Here is a 25,422-nt window from a genome sequence, read left to right on the forward strand (position 1 = left end):
TATAGAGGGATGTACATGAGGCTGACAATCAAAGATGTAGCGAAAATGGCGGGAGTATCACCTGGAACCGTATCAAAAGTAATCAATAAAACAGGGAGTATAAGCCCTAAGACAGCTAAGAAAGTAAATAAAGTAATAGAAGAAACAGGTTATCAGCCTAGTTTTTCTGCGAAGGCTCTTGCAACACAAAAATCTAATCTGATTGGATTGATTTTCCATGTGGAGTTTAGTCACCCTTTCTTTAATGAAGTAGTTAACTCATTCAAGATGACAATAGGAGAATTAGGTTATGATTTACTTGTCTTTTCAAGGGAGAATTTTGACGATACAAAAGAAGATTATATAGCTAAGAGTAAATATTTTCAATTAGCAGGATGTGTCATTATCTCAGGTGAAGAATTAGAACCTCCTTTAAAGGAATTAGATGAGAGTGATATTCCATGTGTCGGTATTGATATCGAGCTAAATGGACCTAAATCAAGTTATGTCTCTACAGATAACCATAAAGTGTCTTCAACTGTAGTAGAATATCTATATCTAAATTCGATTAAAGAAGTAGCATTCATTGGTGGACCAAGTGATTCCAACATTTCTAACATTAGAAAAAATGCATTTCTTCATTATCTCGATCTATTTGGTATGGTCAAACGACCAGATTGGATTCAGTATGGTGACTACTTTGAAGAGAGTGGATATGAAGCGATGAAACGAATATTAGCATCAGGTCCTTATCCACAGGTTGTATATACAGCGTCAGATATGATGGCATTTGGTGCGCTAAAGGCATTGAAGGAAGAGGGAATTCAAGTGCCTGAAGAGATAAAAATAATCGGTTGTGATGACATTGAAGCAACACGATATAGCAATCCACCGCTTGCAACAGTGAAACAGGATAGAGTGAAAATGGGAAGATTAGCGGCATATATGTTACATGACTTAATAACTGGTAATGCAGATTCATGCTCTTTATTAGTAGATCCACAACTAATCATTCGTGAGTCATGTGCTATTGGGTCAGAAGTAACGATTCCATCATGAAGGTGATTTTATGAACAAATCAGAAAATATGTTTTTTAAAATACTTGATATTTTTGCTCATTTTGTATTGTTAAATGCCTTATGGGTCATCTGTTGTATCCCTATTTTCACTATCTTTCCAGCCACTACAGCACTATTTGGTGTTGCGCGAAAGTGGCATGTGGAAGGAACGGATGTAGGTGTTGTTCGAATATTTTTCCAACTTTTTAAGACGAACTTTAAGAAAAGTTTTATTATTGGATTGATATGGTTACTAGCTGGATTTATCTTATATTTTGATTTGTCCATTGTGTTGCAAATTGATTTTACAGGAAAAATTTTTGTATTTATTTTGTTGATTTTTTCTTCTATTTTATACGTTTTTATGACCATTTATATTTTCTTTATATTAGTGCATCAAGATTTAACAATCGTACAATCAATCAAGAATGCACTATTCATGTCAATTGGATACTATCTTCATACATTTCTTATTATCGCCATTTTAATCGGTGCGTTAGCTATCACTTATCTTGCCCCAATTTTTCTTATGGTGATAGGAAGTGTACTTGCGTTCTCGATTTATCAGGTTTTTCAACGTGTGCTAAATAATCGAACAATGAAGGCTAGTGGTCTCCACGTATAAAAAAATTGCAAAATATATATGTAGCTAAAATAGACTGTCAATGTGTTTTTTGACAGTCTATTTCTATAGAATCAATGGTTTGTTCCCTTACTTATAACACCAGGTAGAACGTATATTACTGTAGTTACTCTATTAGAAAAGAGGGCCTTATATGTCTAATAAATATATTTCTAGTGTTAAAAAATTTAGCTTTACTAAATTTACGTTAAAAAATTTAAATATTGGAAAGAAATATGCTTTGATATTATGTTTTGTCTTTTTATTATTTGGTATCACTACTGCTATTGTGTTGATGCTATTAGACAAAACGGGAGAGGATATCTCAAGTTTGGAAAGTAGCGGTGACAAAGCAATAGAAATTACTGAAATGGGTGCAATAATACAAGCTAAAGGTATAAGTGTAGCGAATTTTGTTCAAGATGGCCATGAACAATTTATTGATCAATTTGAATTGCAGCAAGAACAGTTGGTCATATTGAGTCAAAAACTTGAATCAACCTTAAACACCAATGAACAGCAAGAACTATTACAAAGTGTCATAACAAATGATGAAAAAATTAATGATTTGTTTTTAAATGAACTTTTAAATGAAAAGTTGGCAAAAAACCAGACCAATGCAGAAAGTTTGTCTACACAAATTAGAAATTTACGTAATGAATCACTTTTTTTATTGGAAGAAATTAAAAAGAAATTAAATGACGAAAGAGTAGCATCTGTCTCACAGACTAAATCGAATCAGCAAACTGCATTTTTTGTTTTACTTATTTCCATGATTGTGTCGATTGGTGGAGGTAGTTTGCTTGTGTTCATTATTAGTCGAGGTATTTCGAATAATCTTAATAAATTAGTAGAAGTAAGTAAACGTATTGCGAATGGAAACCTTGAAGTGGATGCAATTAGCTATAGTGGGAAGGATGAAATTGGTCGACTTGCTTTTTCCGTTAATATGATGAGTAACAATTTAAAATCAATCATTAGCCAAATTTCTGTCGTATCACAAAATGTAAGTGAAAGAAGTGCTCGATTAACACAATCTTCTTTTGAAGTTAAATCAGGGTCTCAACAGGTTTCTGCGATTATGCAAGAATTATCCTCAGGTGCAGAGACACAGGTAAACAGTACAAATGCGCTATCCTCTTCTATGCAAGAATTTAATAACCAATTACAAGAAGTAAGTACAAATACTAAGCATATTAATCATTCTTCTAAAGATGTGCTTGCAATTACAGAAAAAGGGGAACAATTGATGAGAGCTTCTGTACACCAAATGAACCTTATTGATCAAATTGTTCAGGAATCCGTTGATAGAGTAATTGGTTTGGATACGAAATCAAAAGAAATATCGCAATTAATATCTGTAATTAAAAAAATTGCAGAACAAACTAATTTGCTAGCATTAAATGCCTCTATTGAAGCGGCAAGAGCAGGAGAGCATGGTAAAGGATTTGCGGTAGTCGCAGAGGAAGTGAGAAAACTTGCAGAACAAGTAGCGATTTCCGTATCTGATATTACGAACATAGTGAAAGATATTCAGCAAGAATCCACAACAGTTTCTAAGTCCTTATTAAGTGGATATGAAGAAGTTAAAGAAGGAACAAAGCAAATGAAGGATACTGGTGAAACATTTACAAGAATAAATGAAGAAATGAAACAAATTGTAATTAAGTTTAGTAATGTGACAACAACAATTGCAACAATGTCTGCAAATAGTCAAGAAATGAATGGAGCTGTTACGGACATTGCTGCTGTTTCGGAAGAGGCGGCTGCAGGAGTGGAACAAACATCCGCTTCCTCCCAACAGACCTATTACTCTATGGAAGAGATTGCGAATAATGCGCAAGAACTTTCCAAAATAGCAGAAGAATTACATGAACTAATTGGTGAGTTTACGTATTAGGAACATTCTTTATATATAATAAAATGGTTGTGTACTTATTCACTTATCATACTATATTCCTTTCCATCCATAGCAGATGCATGCTAGGATGCTCCTATTAGTAAGTTATAGTTGACAAATAGGGATGAAAAAAGCTAAAACTAGAGTAGGAACAGCTTATGGATATGATGATAAATTGAGGGAGTATATTATGAAATTGACAATTCGTGAGATTGCAAAAATGGCTGGCGTATCACCTGCTACTGTGTCAAAAGTAATTAATCAAACTGGAAGGATTAGTCCAAAAACAATCCAAAAAGTCAAAAGAGTCATTGAGGAAACAGGTTATCAACCAAGTTTTTCAGCGAAAACTTTGACAACAAAAAAATCAAATATGATTGGTCTTATATATGCTGGAGAAGTAAATGTAGAATTTAATCATCCTTTTTTTAATCATGTAATTAACTCTTTTAAAAATACAATTGGTCGTTTGGGATATGATATTCTTGTTTTTTCTAATCAAAATTTCAATATGGGCACATTAGACTATGTTGCAAGAGCAAGACATTATCAACTAGATGGATGCTTAATTATTGCTGGAGAACAAATTGGCGATTCCATTATTAAATTAGACGAAAGTAATATACCTACTGTTGGTGTCGATTTGGAGCTGACAGGCGAAAAATCAACTTATGTAATGTCAGATAACAAAAAGATTTCTAAGCATGTTGTAGAATACTTTTATTTACATAGTATTAGAAAATTAGCATTTCTAGGAGGACAAAAGGGTTCACAAGTTTCTAATGAGCGTAAGGATTCTTTTATTCAATCTATGAAAGATTTTGGCATGAATGTCAATGAGGAATGGATTAAATATGGTAACTATTTTGAGGAAAGTGGTTACGAGAAGATGAAGGAAATTCTACAAGGAACTCATCGACCAGATGGGGTATTTGCAGTATCAGACATGATGGCTTTAGGGGCAATTAGAGCTATTAAAGAAGCAGGTCTCTCTGTACCAGAAGACATTAAGGTTGTCGGATGTGATGATATAGAAGCATGTCGTTATACGGACCCAACTCTTGCAACAGTAAAACAGGATCAGGTAAAGATAGGAAAATTAGCTGCTACCATGTTGCATGATTTAATTAATGATAATAAAGTACCGAAATCGTTATTAGTAGATTCTGAATTAATTATTAGAGATTCGTGTAAAGTTTGAACGCATGAAATAGAGAAGTTGATTTTAATTGAATCAACTCAAAGTAATAAATGTGAATGAGTGTATAGATTGAATTGACAAATGCTATATGCTTATTCACAAAATACATATAAATTTATGTTGACAGTAAATTTATATGTAGATATAATAAATTAGAGAAACCGCTTTCTCTATGTAAAAATGATTATGAATAGAATAGTTACTAAAATAAGACATGATAAAATAAGTATTTTTTATTAGTACTTTCATATGTAATCGTTTACCAATTTGAGAAACCGGTTTCTCTAAACTATAATTATACTTGGGAGGTTTATTATGCAGTTAAAAAAGTTCTTTACAGTTCTATGTGCGGTAGTACTTATTTGTTCGAATTTTTCCTTTGTTGGTAGTATTTCAGCTGCGGAAAGTACGGAGACAGAAAATAATCAACAGGATAAAGATTGGGAAATGGTATGGTCCGACGAATTTGATGGAAATGAAATTAATATGGATAATTGGAGTTATGATCGTCCTGATAACGGAAGATATAATGGAGAAATACAATCATATACAGAGAATAATGCATTTATTGAAAACGGATCCCTTATATTAGAAGCAAGAAAAGAAGATATTACAGAAGAAGATGGAAAAACGTACAATTATTCTTCAGCTAAATTAATTACGAAAGGTAAACAAAAGTGGACATATGGAAAAATAGAGATTAAAGCGAAAATGCCTACAGGACAAGGCATTTGGCCAGCTATTTGGATGATGCCTGAAGATGAACCATTTTACGGGACATGGCCTGTAAGTGGAGAGATTGATATTATGGAATTGTTAGGTCATAAACCTAATGAAATACATGGCACAGTACACTTTGGTAAACCACATCAACAACGACAAGGAACGTATACATTGCCTGCTGGTCAAACATTTGCAGATGGTTATCATATTTACGCTATTGAATGGGAGCCTGGTGAAATTAGATGGTACATTGATGGTGAATTATACCATACTGCTAATGACTGGTTCACGAAACATGATGATAATGCGACAGATTATACGTATCCAGCACCATTTGATCAAGACTTCTTTCTGATCATGAATATCTCAGTTGGTGGTGGATGGCCTGGAAATCCAGATGAAACGACTGAATTTCCGCAACAAATGGCGGTAGATTATGTACGTGTATATCAAAAGGATGAATACCCAGTTCATGAGAAGCCTGAAAGTGGAGATTCAGGAGAGGGAAGAAGACCATTAGAAGATGGGAATTATATTTACAATGGTAGTTTTGATGTAGAGCATGCAGAAGCAAGTGGAATTGAAGGTGTGAACTATACTGATTATTGGACGTATTTAAGTGCTGGTGGCAAAGCGTCACTTAAAGTAAATGATGAAGGTGCACTAGATGTTCAGATTGAGTCAGGTGGCGATGTGGAACATGCCATACAGTTACTTCAGTCTCCAGTCACATTAGAAAAAGGTGCGAAATATAGAGCTTCTTTTAAAGCAAAAGCAGAACATGAAAGACTTTTGAAAGTGAAAATTGGAGGAGATGGAGACCGTGGTTGGTCAGATTATGCTGGGGAACCACCACTTACGATTACTCCGACTTGGGAAGATTATTCATTTGCATTCACGATGGAGGAATTAACAGACTTAAAAGCTCGCTTTGAATTTAATATGGGATTAGATGATGGTGATATTTCCCTTGATGATGTAAAGCTTGTTAAAATAGCGGATGCACCACCCGTTGATCCTGACACAATCGTGAGAGAGCCATTACCAACAGGAAATTATATTTATAATGGAACATTTGATCAAGGTACGGATCGATTTGAATTCTGGGAGTTCCATACAGATGAGACGGCTGACGCAACTACTTATATCGGAAGTGCTGTCAATGAACGAAGATTTGAAACGAGAATTAACAATGGTGGGAGTGAAGTGACCTCTGTCCAATTAATTCACAGTAATTTAAATCTTCAGTCAGGAAATTCCTATGAGTTAACATTTGACGCAAGCGCAGCAGCAGATAGAGATATGAAAGTAAGTCTCGTAAATTCTAAGTTTGAGGTCATTCATGAAGAAATAGTAAATTTATCACCTGAAACAGAAGAATATACTCTACAATACACAATGGATAAAGAATCTGATAGTAATTCAGAGCTTCACTTTAATATTGGTGGAAATGGAAATGATGTGTATATTGATAATGTATTTATGAAAAGGTTACCATTAGAACAATCTCCAGATAATTTACTTAAAAATGGCATATTTGATGGCTTAGCTAATTGGAGTGCACAAGCCTATAATCCAGGTGAAGCTACTTTTAAAGTGAACGAAGAAGGACAAGCACAAGCAAGTATTACGAATATTGGAACGGAAGATTGGAATATTCAATTGTTCCAGCATGGTGTGGAATTAGAAGAAAATGCCACATACGAAGTCTCGTTTGATGCGAAGGCAAGTGTGGAAAGACCATTACGTCTACAAATCCAACACAATGGGGAAGAAGATAATGATTGGACTGGGTATTTTGACGAAACAGTCTTATTAAATGATACATTACAAAACTTCACGTATACATTTGAGATGAATGAACCTTCTGATGCTGCGGCAAAATTTGGTTTTGCCCTCGGGAAAGATGCAGAAGGTATAACTCCAAATCAAGCACATGATGTGTATATTGATAATGTCACTTTGAAGAAAGTGGAAAATACGGATGTTCCAGGTGATGGGGATACAGGTGAGAAGCCAGTCATAGAGAACGGATCACTTGATGGATTAGATGGTTGGTTCACAGAAGCAAATAATGGTGGTGTAGCTACATTTGATGCAGAAGCAGGTGAGCTCAAATCTTCTATTACAGAAGTTGGTACGAATCCATGGGATATTCAATTATATCAAAATGATTTTGAACTAAAAGAAGGCGAAACGTATGAGTTATCGTTTAAAGCAAAATCTACTTTAGATAGAACGATGTTAGTTCAAATTCAAAACTATGATACTTGGGCAGGATATGTAGCAGAAAGACCTACACTATCTAATGAATATCAAACGTTTAGCTATCAATTTACGATGGAGGAAGTAACAGATTCTAATACGAGATTAAGTTTTTCATTAGGTAATGATGCGGAAGGTATTATTCCAGATGCTGCTCATGATGTGTATATTGATGACGTAGTGATTCGTAAAGTGGATCCTGGAGTTCCAGATGATGGAGGAAATGATCCAGGAGCTGGTGAAGGAATAGATCCGGGAGCTGGTGAAGGAACGGATCCGGGTGATGGAGCAGTAACGAATCCAGGAGATAGTGGAGTGACAGATCCAGAAGATAGTGACGAAATAATTCCAGAAGATGATGACGAAAAAGAACAAGGTAATGTGGAGAAAGTAGAAGAAGAGAATGGGAATGAGAAATTACCTGACACAGCAACATCCACTTACAATATGTTAGCAATTGGTGGAATTGTATTGTTGATGGGAGTAGTTCTAGCAATTGTTACACGGAAACAAAAGAGAAAAATGAATTAAATTACTCCTTATTAAATGTGGCACAACTATTCGTTGTGCCACATTACTTTTTACTCTTTTTTATCGATTTGACTCTTTAAATGTAGTACTTGTTTAATTAACTTTTTCTGAATGGTAAATAATTGTACGACTTCTTCTTCAGTTAAAACAGAATATAAATTTTCTCTCATCTTTTTCCCTTGTTTTTGTGCTTCTTGTAAAAGTTGGGTTCCTTTTTCTGTAATAGCAATTCGAATAATTCTACGATCAGTTTCGTCATATTCTCGTTCAGCATAGCCCTCTTTAATCAATTTATTTGCAATCCCAGTCATCGCTCCTGGTGTATAGCCTAGTCGTTTGGATAATCGTGATTGCATTTGTGGGCCTTTTTCAGCTAATTCTGCAAGCACTAATACTTGCGAAACACCCACATTTTTATTAAACATGGAAACAAACAGTATCATGGATTCATTGTTTAAGTATTCGGCAGTACGTATGAGTTCAAAAATAGATTCTTGGTTCATCGTTTAGTCCTTTCTCACAACCATTTTTTATTCAATTATTATTAGTTTATCATGTGATTGGAGATTAAGAAATAAGTTGTGCTCTGCATTATGTGCAGTAAAAGTGATGTTCTACTCACTGCACATGTATTTTATTTATTTGTGCTGCATAATTTGATTTTTATTAAATAATTTAATGGTGGTATTTCATTAATTGTTATGTGGTGGAATGAGATTCTTGCGTGTGTTGTTGGAATTCCTGTGTGGCTCGTTGGATTCCTGCGTCGTGCGGGTTATTCCAGCGTGGTTCGGGGAATCCCTGCGTCGCACAGATTATTCCTGTGTGGCTCGGATAATTCCTGCGTCGTGCAGATGACCTTTGCTACACTCACCTTTTATTATAATTAATTCCAATGTCCTTCTTTAACAAGTTTTTCTTTATTACGAAAAGCAACGATGATAAATACGATGTTTAGTAAGAACATGATAATAACTGCAATTAATGCAATTAAATAGCTACCTGTAAAATCAAAGATATATCCGTATGCAGGAAGGGCAATAATGGATGCAATTGCAAGACCCATAGATGCTGTTGCATAGATTTGACTATAGTCACGACCACCAAATAATGCGGATGTTATCGCTGGAGCTAAAGTACCAACTGATGTTGTCATAAATCCAAATAGTAGTAATGCAATAATAATCATTGCAACAGATTGAGTGAATAATAGTAATAGAACAATAGAGAGTAAGCCTAATACCATTGCGATTAATGATGTATTTTTCACACCAATACGATCAATTAAATAACCGAAAAGTAATGAACCTAAAAATACACCTATCATCATTGCTGACATGGCACTTCCTGCAAATGTTACTGTATATCCTTGGTTAACAAGATATGTCGGAATATGTACAGTAAAACTAGAGATTGCTGTAATGATAAAGAAAAATAATGCTAGTAAAATAAAAGCTAGCGATTTACTAGCAACAGCAAATGGAATTCCTGGCTTTTGTTTCGGTTTATTAGACTCAGAACCTGTACTTTCTTCTGCACCGTATGGTAATAATCCTTTAGCTGCTGGATTTTGTCTTAGTAACAATAGAATGATAGGTACAACGATAATAATTACAGCTATACCTACAGCAAAATAAGTATTTCTCCAACCAATATCAGAAATTAACCCACCAACAATTGGTTGAGTGAAGGCACCTAATAATCCTCCGATTGCTGTCATTACACCTAATGCTAAACCATTTCTCTTTTCGAACCATCTTTCCACTAATACTGGACCTGCGATTACAGTGATAAATACACCACCAACTGCTAATGGAATAGAGAAAATGTACCATCCCCATACAGAATTCATTAATCCAAATGCAGCAAAAGATCCTGCTTGTAAGATGATCGCAATTGTAAGAACAATTCTAGCATCATATTTTGCCATAATCTTACCGCCAATTGGTAAGAAAATCATTGTAACAATTGATGAAATACTTAAATATAATGTTAAATTTCCGACACCTACACCTAAATCTTGCGAAATTGGTGTAATAAATAAACCAGAAGTATTATTAAGTGCCGCTTTTCCTAGTCCGACAGTAATACATAGTCCTACTAATACTAACCATGCAAAGTGTAATTTACTTTTTGCTTGTCCCATCCTAAAATCCCCTTTGTTCGACATAATTATTTTTAGAAAACTCGGTACAGGTATATAGTACCGAGTATGAGTTTACTTAATTTTGTTTTGCTTGTGCCATGAAGTCATTAAAATCAGTGATAGAAGGATTCGCGATATAATGTCCACCCTCTACTTGGATTGTTTGACCAGTGATATATTTCGATTCATCTGATGCTAAGAATAGAACGGTATATCCAATATCTTCAGGCGCACCATTGTATGGTAATGCATTGAATTTCTTGAAAATATCTAATACTTGTGGCGGCATATTACGTTCCGCTGCTGGTGTAAGGATTAAACCAGGTGCCACACCATTACATCTAATATTATCTTGTCCGTATTGTGTTGCGATATATTTTGTTAAATGGATAACTGCCGCTTTTGATGCACCATATGCGGTACGGATCGCATCAGATGCAAATCCTGCCATAGAAGCAGTATTGATGATGGACCCTCCACCAGCTTCTTTCATGTAAGGGATTGCATAACGACTACCTATTAACACACTTTTTGCATTGACATTGATTAAACGATCCCATTCATCTAAATCAATATTCAATACATCTAAATCTTTTTGAAGGTTTGTTAATCCCACATTGTTGAATAATACAGTGATAGTGCCATATGTTTTAACAGTGAATTCTACAGCTTCTTTAATCGATTCTTCTTTTGAAGCATCTAAAAATACTGCCGATGCATTTCCACCTTCTTTATTAATTGCTTCTGCTGCTTCTTTGGCACCATCTAAATTAAAGTCACCAATTACAACTTTTGCCCCTTCTTTTGCTAACAATTGTGCACTAGCTAAACCGATACCAGACGCACCACCTGTTACTAAAGCTACTTTACCTTCAACTCTTCCCATTTCTTTCCCCACCTTTGTTCATTCTTGTTAGTTGATTTGAATTCAAACCTTAAATAGTTTAACACAAAATATTTTAGTGTTAAACTATTTAGTTTTAAAATTTAATTATTTTTGAGATGAAGTATGATTGATGTCATAAATTCTGGACTAGTTCTTAGTAATTATATTATTTGTCTATATAGTTAGTAAATGTGTTATGATATAGGTAAAATGTCGTGTTAATTTGTAATCTTTTATTACTATAAAAGTGAATGGAGTAATCGTTATGGAAACTGTCTTGTCGCTCAAGAATAAAAAAGATGATTTTGAAGTAATCTATGATGTACTTCCATCTGTGGAGTTAGATGATAGACAAAGAGAAATCATGAAAAAAGTCCAACAAGTGGATGAAAGAATTTCCAGTAATCAAAAGAAAATAGATGAAATCAATTCAGATATTGATCGTTTGACGAATAATGCAGATGGGCTTGATTATACTGTGGCAGTAGGTAGTGGTGTACTTACTGGTATCATTGACTCACTTTGGGTTGGGGAATTCAGTATGGAACGGGGTAAGGCTTGGAGTAATAAGAAAGTCAATGAATTTGTGATGAAGATTGCTAAAAGTCAAGGATATGATGGGGAACGTCTAGACGGGGCAATTAGACATTTAGAAGATAACTTCAAAATACCTAGTGATAATGTATGGAAAGGAGAAGGTGTTGGGATAAGCGCGAAATCTCATCATTTAGATGATTTAGCACACCATCCAACACCTCTTGGATTACTTTGTTCCATACTCACCCAATTTACAGAGACGGGATATTTTCAAAATAAGGATGGAGATTTTATTCCGATTGAAATAGTTGATGGGAAATGGATTGGAAAAGATGTTCCTAGTAAACTATTTGCTGGTACGATTAATTGGTTCTTTCATCTTGTTAGTGATATGTCGGGAAGTAACAAAACAGCTGGTGTGGGAATGGGGATTCCTGGTCCTGTTGTATCTATGTTGAAAGAACTATCGTTGATACCTGGGTTGAATCAAACTGGTTTAGCGAAGAAAATGAAAGAAGTATTTGTTGATTATAAATTTGATTTGAGAAGTGAGCTAGCGGTAGCTCATGAATTAGGTAGACAAGCATTCCCTGTATTATTGAATGAAGTGCTTGTAAGAGTGTTTTATTTTGTTCGTCGTGTCATTGTCGAATTAAAAGAAAAGAAATCGTTGAAAAAAGTCGAATGGAAAAAGACCTTACCATGGAGAAATCGAACTATTACTCGAATGTTGACGATTGCTACAGGTACATTTACGGCAATTGATTTGGCTGATGCAGCAATACGCTCAGTTGTAAAATCTGGTGGAGCTGCTCCTGCCTTTCTTACTAATTTTGTGCTGCGAGTGAACTTTGTTGGTTTTGGTAGATTTGCAATTGCGATTGGGTCAGATGTAGGAATGGAGTGTAAGAGAAATAAGCAGAAGAAAGAGCGCATGAGATTGATTGGAGAACAACTGCATCTTACGAATACAAAAGTATATTATAAACAAGCGGAAATGTGGATAGCTGCGGAAAGTGCGCATACGACAATTGAAGAAGCCTACAGTATGATCGAAGAGACAACTGCATTTTTTGTCGAATCGATGGAAGAAATAAATGCAAATGTAAAGAATATTGGTAGGTACAGAGGCGGTATAAAAGAAAACAATAGCGGGTTACTAGAAGAAATGGAAGATATACTTGATTGGGGGTAAAGACGTAAAATGACGACAACAGAATTACAAAACGTGCATGTAAAAGAATCAGATATTCCATCTATTATTACATCCCAATTCAGTGAGTTGAAAGCATTACAAGAAAGTGTTACACATGCAATGAATAAAGCGCAACAGGCAAAGAAATCAGCTGATCGAGCGAAAAGAAAATCTGCAGGACTTTTTCAAAAAAAAGAGGCAATTGAGTCATTGCAAAGTGCAACGATGGATTTAGCAGAATCTCAAATTAGTGCAACAGAAGCGCAGAAAGTCTCCTTCACCTATCAGGAAAAATTAGGGGAGATAGCTAAATATTTATTTGGCTTGGGTGTAGCTAATCTTGCAGCGAACCGGTCTGTTGTAAGAGAATTAGAGCTTCAATTGAAAGGCGCATCGAAAGAGGAGCTATCGGAGCTTGCAAGACAAGAAATCATCAATGTTGTTAAACAATTGAAGGCACAAGAAGATATGATGAAAAAGCAAGCTGATTTAGCTTTAAAGGTGAAAAAGCATCATCAAGAAATTAAAAATCATGAAACGTTACATGGTGATTATGAGTTGTTTATTTCTAATCAACTACAGATGAACCAAGAGCATGATACATTTCTTATTGCACACGAAAATAAGTTAGATAAGCAAGAAAAAAGACTTGAAGAAAATGTGAGTAATGTTCAGAAACTACGAAAAGATTTAGGGAAGCAACAGAATGTTATTCAACTACATACAAATGAATTACTAACACATGAAGCGATATTAGAAGATTACAAGAAACGATTTAAGAATAATCAGGAAATTTTTGATAGTTATAAGAAACAACTACAGGATCAGGAAGGCATACTAAAAAATCATACAGAAGAGTTGCAACGTGAGAAACAACAGATTACAGAACTGAATGAAGTAACAATAGGAAATACGAATATGTTAACAACTCATCATGATTTGCTTGATAATCATAAAGAAAATATCGATACAATTCACTCAACTCAGAGAACCTATCAACAATTGATAAATGAACAGAAGGAAGAACTTAGTTCCTTATTGGAGATGGTTGAGGCAGCGGATGCAAAACAAAAGAAAACAGAGGAAGAAATCATTCAATTAAAAGAAGAACTAGAAAGAGTAAAGAGAAAGAAGACAGACAAGATTTGGACAATTGCTGTATTTGTAGTTGTTTGTATCTCTTATTTTGTCTTATAGATTAATGTCATCGGAAACTTGTGTGTCGGCATGAATTGTCGATGTGCAAGTTTTTTTAGTTTAGCAATAAATAATCTATTTAGAAGGTTAAATTGCAGCATGGTAAAAAGCTTTGGATAAAATAATAATAGAATAAGTTCGAAAAAATTAGAGAATATCTTTATTTGTATTTTCTGTTAATTTTTCTTTAATTACTTTAAGTGAATCATGAATTTTGAATGCGATTATTAATAATTCGCAATAAATACGTACAATTAATGGACCGACAACAATGGTAAGAATCCCCATGAATACTTGAAATCCTCCACCATAATAAGAATTAAATCCAGAAATCATTATTCCTAAACCAGACAATATAGAAAAGACGACACCGACCCAAAAGATGATTTTGATAATCAATGGTGTAATCATCGAATCAAAGCTGAAAAATTTTTGCACCATTACAACCCCTAACAATAAGTATAGATTACCCAACTTTTTACCATGCAATGTGTAGTATACCATAATCTGTCTCTCTATCACATAGTATGGAAAAGAATAATAGATTCTATTACGTGATTCTATCAGTTTATTGGCAAAAGAACTAGTTGACCTTATCAATCTATCATATGACTCTATGACAATTAAGAATGTTTTTGCTAAAAATGGTAGATTTCATAAGATTATTTACCTATAATGAAAGTAAGTCTGTAGTTGTAAAAAATGATTAAGGGTGGTAAATAATATGCATAAAGGCATTCATAATAAAAAATTTGTTATTTTTAATTCGATTATGATTGTAATAGTGATTGGTATTATTGTGATTGGATCGAATTATCAGAAGCAATCATTAGAAACAACAACGGAACAAGTGGCTAACTATGAAAATAATAGAGTAATATATATGAAAGAGAAAAATGTCATAGCAAATGAGCAATTATTTGTTAAAGAAGACGAATCTCTAGAAGATACTGTGGAAGAAGAAACAGAGGAAGAACCAGAAGTAGAAGAAGAGACGGAATCCATTCCATTATATACAGCTAAGGATACAACAGAGACGGAAAACGATTTAGCACCTACCAAACCAAGCAAAAAGCCAACTACTACGAATAATACATCGACAAATGAAGCTTCAACAGAAGTAGAGGATATAAAAGATAAAGATACTGTTCAGGAAGAAGATGAGGGTATTCAAAAAGAGAAAGAAGTAGAAAAAGAAGAAGAGAAAAAGCCTGCTATCACAACTAAAACAGTAAAGGAAAACATAAGTATTCCTTATCAAGAAATTGCTGAGGGAAATCCAGGATTACTAGTAGGTGAGTCTAAAATCACTCAACAAGGTGTGAATGGTATAAGAACAATTACATATAAAGAAACTTATGAAGATGATAAGTTGATAAAACGTGTAGAAGTATCATCAAAGATTACTAAAGAGCCCATTCATCAGATTACAGAAATTGGGATAAAAGAAGAATCAAGTGAAATAATAGAGTCTGAAGAAGAATAATAATTTACCTTCTGAACAAGAAGAAACAGTAAAAGATGTGAGTACTACTGAATATCAGTATATGCTCACTTTTTTTATTCAAAAAACAGGGGTTAATTTTTTTGTAATCTTTTTGTAATATAAATGAAACATTTTTGTCATTTAATTCGTCTAATTAGTGAAAAACAAAATAAATATGAAATGAGGAGGATATTTCGTTATAGCAAAGTAAGTTCTAAAAGTAAAAGGAGGGTTCGTATTTATGACAAAGTGATTAAGTGAGGTATAGAATGGGAATAATAAAAATAAAGAACTCCTCATGTTTTAGCAAAAGTAATAAAACAATAAAAAGCATAAGCCATTTTCATTATATTCTACAATACTCCAAGGTAATCAAACCCATTCGTTCTTTATAAAGAATATAACTAACGCTTTTACTTTGACACCTCTTGTAACCCTCAAAACAAAGTGGCTGTTGCATTGGTTTTGCATAAGATGATTTAGCAATATAAATAATTTCTTACTACTATAAAAAAATAAACAAAGGCGGTTGATTAGTATGTTTAAAAAAGGAATCGTATTATTGTTATTTGTATTGGTGCTTGCAGCATGTGGAACAAAAGAAGAAGGTAAAGAAACAGATATTGATAGCGGAAAATTGGCTACAAATGAAGTGCATGCATCCACGAAAGATTACCCATCATTTGAACAAGAAGAGGTAGAAGTCTTGCCTGTAGAAAATGAAGTGGAGCCTGTTGAACCAGAACCAGTTCAAGTGGAGCAAGTACAAGAAGAGGACAATCACGAAGTAGTAGATCAACAGCTTACATTAGCAGATGTAAAAGAACTTGGTGATCAGTTATTATTTGATTTATATGCAGATATTCGAGAGGTTCGGGAAACTACAGAGACAATTGATGATCGATTAATTATTCATGAAGATCCACAATCAGAGTTATTCAAACAAGCAAGAGAAAAAACAATACAGAAAGTGTCAGGCTATATCACAGATACGTTTATTACAAATCAATTGGATGAATATATTTCTTGGTTTCACTGTCATTGTGATGTATGGACAACACCTAACCTGTCAGATGATTCTGATATAGAAATAGGTGCCAAAGTTTTAGAACAGACAAATGATTTTATTTTACTTCAATTTAAGATACTAGGAAGTGAGCTGAGAGGCACAGATTCAGGATTGTATCATATGGAAATCGTGAAAGAAGAAGGCCACTGGAAATTGAATAAATTAGAGAATAAAGGTAATGTCAATTTAACAGAAGAGGATTTTACTACACCATGGTTAGAACATATAGATGAAGTGGAATTTATGGATGATAATTTGGTTAGAATTGTATATAATAATGGGCATTATTTTAACCCAGAAAATTATTATGATGCAGTGACAGGGCATGTTCGTTAATAATAAATGTATGCACAAAGAGCGAGGAATGAGCTCTTTGTGTATTTTTTTATGTACAATTAATTATATAGATGTCTATACATTTTGGAAAGAATCATGTAGAATAATGTGATATGTAAGCGTTGTATTTAATAACGCAGATTATTTGCAATTTTGACAAAATAATTCCCCGGGAAATAAACTAAGACAAAATTCTTCTATTTAATCGAAAAGGGAGATATAACATGCATATTACTGAGTTTACATGTCAAGGAATCGGAATAATGAATGAAGATAAGAAAGTAGTAAATAAAGAAAAAGGAATATATGCTGTGATTGATGGAGCATCGACTGTTACGCCATATCAAAATGAAGAAGGACGAACTGGTGGCTATTTAGCTGCACAGATATTAGCGGAATCTTTAGAAAAGGAAGAGGGTAGTCTAAGGGATATTGTGTTACTAGGAAATCAGACACTTAAAGAAGAGATGCAACAAGCCGGAGTTGATTTCTCATTGAAACCCAATCGATGGAGTGCAGCATTTGTCGCAATAAAACTTTCGGACAAAAAGCTAGAATATGTACAAGCAGGCGATTGTATGCTTTTTGTTAGATATCGTGATGGGGAAGTGCGTGTCATCACTCGTGATGATGTCCAGATGTTTGATCATCTATTGCTACAAGAATACTTAGCATTACGTCATTCAGGTGAATTAGATGCAAAAGAGATTGCGGAAGGCCTTTTACCATGGAAACAGGCAAATCGTAATATGGCGAATGAATGGAACGGATATAGTGTATTGAATGGAGATGATTATTTAGTAGATTTTATGGATAATGGTGTGATTAGTTTATCGAATGTAAGTAAAATCTATTTATGTACAGATGGGTTATTTTATCCTCAAACAACTATAAATGACCACCCTAATTGGAATAAAATGCTTGATTGTATGGATGAATTAGGATTAGTGGGTTATGCAAATGCTTTAATAGATATGGAAGAAAAAGATCGAGAGTGTGTTCAATATCCACGGTTAAAGAAATCTGATGATAAGACTGGGATTATGATTGATATGATTGATTAAGTATTATAGATTCATTTTTGCATCTGATAGTAACAATGATGAGAGTCAAATTTCTACAAACATATAGTGGGAGTGTTAACTATGTCAACATTTACAGTTAAGGATAGTCAGTTTTTCTATGATGGGGCACCAATTACCATTATTTCTGGAGCAATTCATTATTTTCGAGTAGTACCTGAATATTGGCATGATCGTTTAGTGAAATTAAAAGCTTGTGGTTTTAATACAGTAGAAACATACATTCCGTGGAACTTTCATGAGATAAAGCCTAATGAATTTGATTTTAGTGGATGGAAAGATATTGCACAATTTATACGTATAGCTAAAGATGTTGGTTTATTTGTTATTGTTAGACCATCTCCTTATATTTGTGCAGAATGGGAATTTGGAGGATTACCATCTTGGTTATTACAAGATCCTAGGATGAAATTGCGATGTTCGTATCAACCGTTTTTAGACAGAATAGATGCTTACTATGATAAATTGATGCCAAATTTGATACCTTTATTATGTACAAATGGTGGTCCAATCATTGCGATGCAAGTAGAAAATGAATATGGAAGTTATGGCAATGATACAGCATACTTAGAATATGTGAAGAATAGTATGATTAAAAGAGGTGTAGATGTACTTCTTTTTACATCAGATGGTGCTGAAGATGCATTACTTCAAGGTGGAATGATTCAAAATACATTAGCAACTGCGAATTTTGGTTCGAATCCTAAGTCATCATTTTCTAAACTTAAAGAATACCAAAGTAATCAGCCAGTCATGTGTATGGAATTTTGGAATGGTTGGTTTGATCACTGGGGTGAAGAGCACCATGTAAGGGATGCACAAGAGGTTGGACAAGTGTTAGATGAAATTCTAATGGAGAAGGGTTCTGTGAATTTCTATATGTTTCATGGTGGAACGAATTTTGGATTCTATAATGGTGCAAATTTCTCTGAGAGCTATGAGCCAACAATTACGAGCTATGACAGTGATGCGCCATTAAATGAAGCAGGAGAGCCAACAGATAAATTCTACGCTATACGCGAAGTATTAGAGAAACATTTTGATTTGCCACCACTTGAACTGCCAGAGCTCAATAATAAAAGAAACTTTGGCTCAATAGAATTGACAGAACAAGCCGCTTTATTTGATTTACTAGATGTAATTTCTAACTCCTATATATCAGTAACGCCAGACCCGATGGAGTATTTTGATCAAAGCTACGGATTTATACTTTACAAAACCTTTGTAAATGGGCCGATAAACAATGCTTTATTAACAATTGATGGAGTACACGACCGTGCTATTATTTATCAAGATCATGAACAAATAGCAATAATCGAGAGATGGAATCCAAAAGAGATACCGATATCAATCAAAGAACATGGAACAGAACTGACGATTCTTGTCGAGAATATGGGAAGAGTAAATTATGGACCGCATCTAAAAGACTACAAGGGAATTACGCAAGGTGTCCGAATTGGTAATCAGTTTTTGTGTAATTGGAAAATACACACATTACCATTAGATAACATAACAGAAGTATGTTTTAAAAAAAGAGATACGATCAAGAAAGGACCAATGTTTTATAAGGCTGAGTTTTCGATTAATGAAATAGCAGACACATTTTTACAATTAAGTAATTGGACAAAAGGGGTTGTATTTATAAATGGATTTAACCTTGGTCGGTACTGGGAAAAAGGTCCACAAAAAACATTATACATTCCAGCACCATTACTTAAAGAACATAATGAAATTATTATTTTTGAGTTAGAAAAAGTATCGAAACCAACCGTATTATTTCGTGATACCCCTTTGTTAGAATAATAAGATAAAAATCACATAGTAATAGTTAATTCTACATAGATAATTTTTATGTATTATTATGAAAAGGCTTTCTTTCACTTGTGATTATTTGATATGATAGTACCAACAACATGATGGGAGGACATGACATGCATTATGTAAATGGTTTTTTTAAATATGTATATGATTTTGGTTTTTGGTTAGCGAAAATAATGGTATTGCAAATATATTGGGTTTTGTTTACTGTATTAGGCTTAGGAATATTTGGGATTGCTCCTGCCACAGTAGCAGTTTCTACAATTATACATGGATGGTTCACAGAGAAGAAAAATGTAGCATTATTTAAGGAATTTATTGCAATATACCGCAGAAGTTTCAAAAAATCGAATCTATTATTTTGGGGATGGGCATTTATCGGTTTGTTCTTATACTTTGATTATTTCGTATCCAAGACATATATCCAATCTTTTTATTTCCATATAGTGATTATGTTAGTTATTGTGATTACCTTAGGTAGTTTTGCACATTTCTTAACTGTATTTGTACGTTATGATTTGCCATTGCTTCAATATTTTAAACAATCCTTTTTGATTGCGCTAGCTAGACCAATGGAATCGATAGCAATATTTGTTGCTCTACTACTTTTATATTATGTATATATGTTCTTACCAGTATTAGCTGTATTTATAGGTGTACCGTTGACGTTATATCCTGTTCTATGGTTCTCTTATCGAGCGTGTATTGCTGTGGAGGATAGTAAAGAAAAGATAGAACAACAAAGTAAAACCCCCTCTTATGGTAGGAGTTGATGTACGATAAAGTGAGGAGGTTATCTAATGTTTAAGTCGAAATTATTTACTAATTATATTATTTCGTATCTGATTGTCTTCTTCGTTCCTTTTGTCATTATGAGTTCTATTATTTATTTAAACTCTGTAAGTAATTTGAAAGAAGAAATTGAGCAATCCAATGTGACAAAATTAGAGCAAGTTGCATCCATTACGAATGAAAGAATGAATGAATTAGAATTTCTTTCTACAAGAATTGCGCATGATCCTCGTTTAACACCATATATGATTAGACATCCATATTATGGATTAGAGGCAGTGTCAGAATTAAAAAAATATAAAGCGAATAGCTCCTTGATTGATGAGTTACTAATTTATTATCATCATAGTAATACGATTTATTCCTCAGGGGGATCTTTTAGTATTCAAGCATTCTTAAATAAATACCAGTTTCATGATGTAAAGGTCGATAATTTTGAAGAATTATTGCATACAACCATTCCAAATAATGTATTATTTGAAAAACAAAGCAGTAATGGTGAAAAGGAAAATTATGTTGCTTATTTTTCACCAATTACATTGGATAGTAATAGTACATATGGATCTGTGCTTTATTTAATTAATGAGAGCAGATTAAATGAACTGATTGATAATGTGATGGGTGATTTTAAAGGAAATGCATACATTTTTTCAGGGGATAATAGTATGCTTGCTTCTACAATCAAGGATACTTCCATTGATATACATGATGTATCCATTGAAAAAAGTGACTATCGTAAAATTAATCAGGTGACAATAAATCAGAAAGATTATTCCGTAGTAGCGGTACAATCTCCTATTTCTGAATGGAAATTTGTCATGATGATGGAAACATCGCAATTTTTTGAGAGATTGTCAGATACACGCTTGTTAATTATCTTGTTATGTGTAGGTGTCTTTATTATTGGAGGATTGTTAGCCATTTTTCTTGCAAGAAGACAATATAATCCAATTCGCTCTCTATTTAATTCTGTTAGTCACAATCGTACGGTTAATGCAACAGTGAATGAATTAGAGACAATCAAACAAACAGTTACTTCTGTTTTTGAGGATCATGAGAAATTGAGTGAAACGGTCTACAAACATCAATCATTTGCTAGAGATCAGTTCATTACAAAGATACTCAAAGGTGATTTTCATACAAAAGAGGATATTACGAATTACAATAGTACATTGCATTTAGATATTGAAGCAGATTATTATGCAGCTCTAATTATTTCATTAGAAAGTGGTCGTTCCTCGTCCAAGAAATTAATTGAAAAAGAGACAATCTATGAGCTAGTGAATAGTCTTCAATTAGCTGATGTAAAGGCATTTGGTGTGGATTTATTGTATGTAAACGGTATCGCACTGATTATAAAAATGAATGGTGATGCTAATCTGGCTTCCGAAAAGCGTAGGGATTTTGTAGAAATGCTTCGCGCAGAGTCTAAAAAGAAACTAAGTGTGAGACCAATCATTAGTGCAGGTACGATTGTTGAAGATATTACCGTCATTAATCGCTCGTATATTGAAGCACTTGCTGCGTTAGAATATAAATATTTTTATGCGCAAGGTAGTTGTATTTACTTTGAAGAGATTGAGAAAGAGCCAACGACTTCACTTGGTTATCCAAAAGACGAGTTATTAAAAATTGTGCAGAGTATTAAGCATGGGGATGAGCAAGTGGCGAAAGAATCTCTAGTTACTATTGTTGATACAATAAAGTACAAGGAAATATCACCTGCTTTTTTACGTGCAATTAGTTTTGATATCATTAATACAGTGATTAAGGCGATATCGGATGTGGGTATCACACCTAGCCAAGAGCAATTAGAGAATATCTTTGATTTTCAGTCGATTGAAGCATTGCACAGTGAGTTAGACGAGATTATTGTACAAGCATGTGAGGAAGTAAATAGTAATAAAAGAAGTCATAATGATCAGTTAAGAAATGACTTGATTGCATATTTAGATGAAAATTATCATTTGTATGATTTATCTCTTGAAAAAATTGCACTAGAATTTCAGCTGTCTGCATCTTATGTAAGTAGATTTATTAAAGAACAGACAGGGTTTAATTTTAAACAATATGTACAGAATTTACGGATTGAAAAAGTAAAACATGAATTAGTTACAACAGATGCGCCAATTAAAAGTATTGTAATGGATGTTGGATATAAAGATGTTGCTAATTTTACAAGGAAATTTAGAAGTATTGTTGGAATGACACCAGGGAAGTATCGTCAATATTATAGTGAAGAAATGACGGAAGAAGTGTAAAAAGAGATGGATTACTGTGGGAGCAGTAGTTCATCTCTTTTTTTGATGTGGAGGGGTATATCCTTTTTAAAATTTAATTAATACCTTGGTTGTTTGTATAATTCGTACGTGGCGAGAGGAATTCCTACGTCGTTCGAATTATTCCTGTGTGGGTGAATATGTAGAAACACACTTATATCCTTAAAAGCCTATGTACCAAGGGTTAGTATGACATATATCAAAATTGACATAGACGTAAAGTTTGACATATCCGCGCTTTGTGAAAGCGTTAACTACAAAGGTTTTTTAAACTATGTTACGAGAAGATGACAAAAGGAAACAAAAATGACATATTGATAACGCTTTCTTTTTTAAGCTATGATGATACCAGATAGTAGCAAGACAAATGAAGTGAAGGAAAAGGAGGAATGTGATTTATGAGCAACATCGATTCAACCATATCTAATAAAGAAAAAGTAAAAGTAAAAACAAAGAAGAATAGAAAAATAATTCAGAATTGGCAACTATATATATTTATTTTGCCAGCACTACTTTATTTTATTATTTTTCATTATGTACCAATGTATGGTATTCAAATAGCATTTAAAGATTATGTCCCGTCACTCGGATTTCTAGGAAGTGAATGGGTAGGGTTCAAACACTTTATACGTTTCTTCGATTCCTATTATTTTTGGGATTTACTAAAAAATACATTAGGAATTAGTGTATATGAATTAATTGTTGGTTTTCCTTTACCTATAATATTAGCACTATTATTAAATGAAGCAAAAGACGGTTTTTACAAACGAACGGTTCAAACAGTTACATATGCACCACACTTTATTTCTGTTGTAGTTATTTCAGGTATGATCATTGCATTCTTATCACCAACAACAGGTATTATCAACCATATCATTGGATTCTTTGGTTTAGAGCCGATTGCATTCATGAGTGATCCAGCATGGTTCAAAACAGTGTATGTATTATCTGGAGTATGGCAGAGCACTGGTTGGGGTACGATTATCTACTTAGCGGCATTATCTGGTGTGGATCCACAACAGCATGAGGCAGCGATTGTAGATGGGGCATCAAGATTTCAACGAATTATGTATATTAATATACCGACATTAGTACCGACAATGGTTATTTTGCTAATCATGAACTTAGGAAATATTATGGCACTAGGTTTTGAAAAAATCTTACTATTACAAAACCCATTGAATATGGAATCATCGAATGTTATCGCAACATTTGTGTATCAAGCAGGTTTATTAGATGCACAATATAGTTTTGCAGCAGCCGTAGGTTTATTTAATGCAGTCATTAATGCAATTTTATTAATTGTGGTTAATCAAATTGCACGAAAAACAAGTGAAACAAGCTTATGGTAAAGGGGTGGAAATATGGAAACAACAACATTATATGAATCAAAAACGGATAAACTATTTAAGTTCATTGTCTATACTTTCTTGACGATTGCATTAGTCGTTGTGTTATATCCATTAATTTATATTATTAGTGCATCAATCAGTGATCCACATGCAGTAAATACTGGTGAAATGTGGTTATTACCGAAAGACATCACACTTGAGGGCTATCGCTTAATATTTGGTAATGATTCGATTTGGCGCGGATACGGAATGACTCTTGTGTATACTGCTCTAGGTACATTCATTAACTTGTTAGTGACAATTCCAGCAGCGTATGCATTATCTCGAAAAGATTTCTATGGAAGAGGATTTTTTACAGCGCTATTTGTGTTAACAATGTTCTTCTCTGGTGGATTAATCCCTACTTACTTAGTTGTGAGAGATTTGGGATTGATTGACACAATTTGGGCAATGGTATTACCGAATGCCGCTGCTGTGTGGAATATTGTGATTGCGAGGGTATTCTTCCAATCAACGATTCCAAGAGGGTTAGAAGAAGCAGCAATTATTGACGGTGCGTCTAATTTTAAGTTATTCTTTAAGATTATTTTACCGTTATCTGCACCAATCATCGCTGTAATGGCATTGTTTTATGGAGTGGGACACTGGAATGGGTATTTTAATGCATTAATCTATATCTCAGATCGTGAGTTGTTTCCATTACAGTTAGTATTGAGGGAAATACTCGTATTACAGGACATGTCATCAAATAATACGAATTTAACTGGAGATGCTGCTCAATTAATTAATAGTCAGCAACAATTAGCAGCGATTATTAAGTACGGTGTCATGATTGTGTCATCCTTACCCGTTATCATAGTCTACCCGTTTTTACAAAAGTATTTTGTGAAGGGTGTCATGATTGGATCATTGAAAGGATAATACAATTCAACTTTAAGGAGGTGATGTAAAAAGATACCTATGAAGC

At 33.7% G+C, this 25,422-nt stretch carries 19 protein-coding genes; 15 read left to right on the forward strand and 4 right to left on the reverse strand.

Going from position 1 to position 25,422, the window contains the following annotated elements; translation table 11 throughout:
• Positions 1-15 precede the first annotated feature (15 nt).
• The 5 genes from ACFOZ1_RS02260 to ACFOZ1_RS02280 all read left to right on the forward strand — a co-directional run bounded on the left by ACFOZ1_RS02260 (position 16) and on the right by ACFOZ1_RS02280 (position 8,280).
• Positions 16-1,038 carry a LacI family DNA-binding transcriptional regulator gene (locus ACFOZ1_RS02260; protein WP_390195369.1) on the forward strand — a complete coding sequence of 341 codons (1,023 nt, stop codon included), beginning with the start codon at positions 16-18 and terminating at the stop codon, positions 1,036-1,038.
• Positions 1,039-1,048: 10 nt separating this feature from the next.
• On the forward strand, positions 1,049-1,663 hold the full coding sequence (locus ACFOZ1_RS02265; RefSeq protein WP_390195371.1) for a YesL family protein: 615 nt from the start codon (positions 1,049-1,051) through the stop codon (positions 1,661-1,663).
• Between the two features lie 151 nt (positions 1,664-1,814).
• Positions 1,815-3,560, forward strand: coding sequence for a methyl-accepting chemotaxis protein (locus ACFOZ1_RS02270; RefSeq protein ID WP_390195373.1), 1,746 nt, complete (start codon positions 1,815-1,817; stop codon positions 3,558-3,560).
• Positions 3,561-3,735: 175 nt separating this feature from the next.
• Entirely contained in the window at positions 3,736-4,761 is a 1,026-nt protein-coding gene (locus ACFOZ1_RS02275; protein ID WP_390198021.1) for a LacI family DNA-binding transcriptional regulator, read from the forward strand.
• Positions 4,762-5,076: 315 nt separating this feature from the next.
• On the forward strand, positions 5,077-8,280 hold the full coding sequence (locus ACFOZ1_RS02280; RefSeq protein WP_390195375.1) for a carbohydrate binding domain-containing protein: 3,204 nt from the start codon (positions 5,077-5,079) through the stop codon (positions 8,278-8,280).
• A gap of 50 nt (positions 8,281-8,330) precedes the next feature.
• Here the strand turns inward: ACFOZ1_RS02280 and ACFOZ1_RS02285 are convergent, their stop codons facing one another.
• The 3 genes from ACFOZ1_RS02285 to ACFOZ1_RS02295 form a co-directional block, all read right to left on the reverse strand.
• The gene (locus ACFOZ1_RS02285) at positions 8,331-8,783 is read right to left on the reverse strand and encodes a MarR family winged helix-turn-helix transcriptional regulator (protein ID WP_390195377.1); all 453 of its coding nucleotides are present in this window, start codon (positions 8,781-8,783) and stop codon (positions 8,331-8,333) included.
• A 383-nt stretch (positions 8,784-9,166) separates the two neighbouring features.
• Positions 9,167-10,426 (reverse strand): MFS transporter, encoded by a 1,260-nt coding sequence (locus ACFOZ1_RS02290; RefSeq protein ID WP_390195378.1) that lies wholly within the window; start codon positions 10,424-10,426, stop codon positions 9,167-9,169.
• Between the two features lie 76 nt (positions 10,427-10,502).
• The gene (locus tag ACFOZ1_RS02295; protein ID WP_390195380.1) at positions 10,503-11,312 is read right to left on the reverse strand and encodes an SDR family NAD(P)-dependent oxidoreductase; all 810 of its coding nucleotides are present in this window, start codon (positions 11,310-11,312) and stop codon (positions 10,503-10,505) included.
• A gap of 265 nt (positions 11,313-11,577) precedes the next feature.
• Between ACFOZ1_RS02295 and ACFOZ1_RS02300 the strand changes: the two genes are divergently transcribed.
• Positions 11,578-13,044 (forward strand): hypothetical protein, encoded by a 1,467-nt coding sequence (locus ACFOZ1_RS02300; RefSeq protein ID WP_390195382.1) that lies wholly within the window; start codon positions 11,578-11,580, stop codon positions 13,042-13,044.
• Positions 13,045-13,053: 9 nt separating this feature from the next.
• Positions 13,054-14,241 carry a hypothetical protein gene (locus ACFOZ1_RS02305; protein ID WP_390195384.1) on the forward strand — a complete coding sequence of 396 codons (1,188 nt, stop codon included), beginning with the start codon at positions 13,054-13,056 and terminating at the stop codon, positions 14,239-14,241.
• A 147-nt stretch (positions 14,242-14,388) separates the two neighbouring features.
• Here ACFOZ1_RS02305 and ACFOZ1_RS02310 read toward each other — a convergent pair whose 3' ends face one another.
• Complete coding sequence (locus ACFOZ1_RS02310; RefSeq protein ID WP_390195386.1) at positions 14,389-14,679, reverse strand: DUF4282 domain-containing protein; 291 nt, start codon at positions 14,677-14,679, stop codon at positions 14,389-14,391.
• A 286-nt stretch (positions 14,680-14,965) separates the two neighbouring features.
• On the opposite strand from ACFOZ1_RS02310, the gene ACFOZ1_RS02315 reads away from it, so the two are divergent.
• The 8 genes from ACFOZ1_RS02315 (at position 14,966) to ACFOZ1_RS02350 (ending at position 25,376) form a co-directional block, all read left to right on the forward strand.
• Positions 14,966-15,727, forward strand: coding sequence for a G5 domain-containing protein (locus ACFOZ1_RS02315; protein WP_390195389.1), 762 nt, complete (start codon positions 14,966-14,968; stop codon positions 15,725-15,727).
• A gap of 538 nt (positions 15,728-16,265) precedes the next feature.
• Positions 16,266-17,132, forward strand: a complete 867-nt coding sequence (locus tag ACFOZ1_RS02320; RefSeq protein ID WP_390195392.1) for a hypothetical protein — start codon at positions 16,266-16,268, stop codon at positions 17,130-17,132.
• A 224-nt stretch (positions 17,133-17,356) separates the two neighbouring features.
• A complete protein-coding gene (locus ACFOZ1_RS02325) occupies positions 17,357-18,196 on the forward strand; it encodes a protein phosphatase 2C domain-containing protein (RefSeq protein ID WP_390195394.1) in 840 nt (279 codons plus the stop codon).
• 81 nt (positions 18,197-18,277) lie between these two features.
• Positions 18,278-20,017, forward strand: coding sequence for a glycoside hydrolase family 35 protein (locus ACFOZ1_RS02330; protein ID WP_390195397.1), 1,740 nt, complete (start codon positions 18,278-18,280; stop codon positions 20,015-20,017).
• A gap of 128 nt (positions 20,018-20,145) precedes the next feature.
• Positions 20,146-20,805: a YesL family protein gene (locus tag ACFOZ1_RS02335; protein WP_390195399.1), complete on the forward strand. Its 660-nt coding sequence runs from the start codon at positions 20,146-20,148 to the stop codon at positions 20,803-20,805.
• 27 nt (positions 20,806-20,832) lie between these two features.
• The gene (locus ACFOZ1_RS02340; protein WP_390195402.1) at positions 20,833-23,085 is read left to right on the forward strand and encodes a helix-turn-helix domain-containing protein; all 2,253 of its coding nucleotides are present in this window, start codon (positions 20,833-20,835) and stop codon (positions 23,083-23,085) included.
• Positions 23,086-23,501: 416 nt separating this feature from the next.
• Entirely contained in the window at positions 23,502-24,455 is a 954-nt protein-coding gene (locus ACFOZ1_RS02345; RefSeq protein WP_390195404.1) for an ABC transporter permease, read from the forward strand.
• A 12-nt stretch (positions 24,456-24,467) separates the two neighbouring features.
• Positions 24,468-25,376 carry a carbohydrate ABC transporter permease gene (locus ACFOZ1_RS02350; RefSeq protein ID WP_390195407.1) on the forward strand — a complete coding sequence of 303 codons (909 nt, stop codon included), beginning with the start codon at positions 24,468-24,470 and terminating at the stop codon, positions 25,374-25,376.
• The last annotated feature ends 46 nt before the right edge of the window (positions 25,377-25,422 follow it).

It is taken from the genome of Gracilibacillus marinus, from assembly GCF_042651725.1.
GTDB lineage: Bacteria > Bacillota > Bacilli > Bacillales > Amphibacillaceae > Gracilibacillus > Gracilibacillus marinus.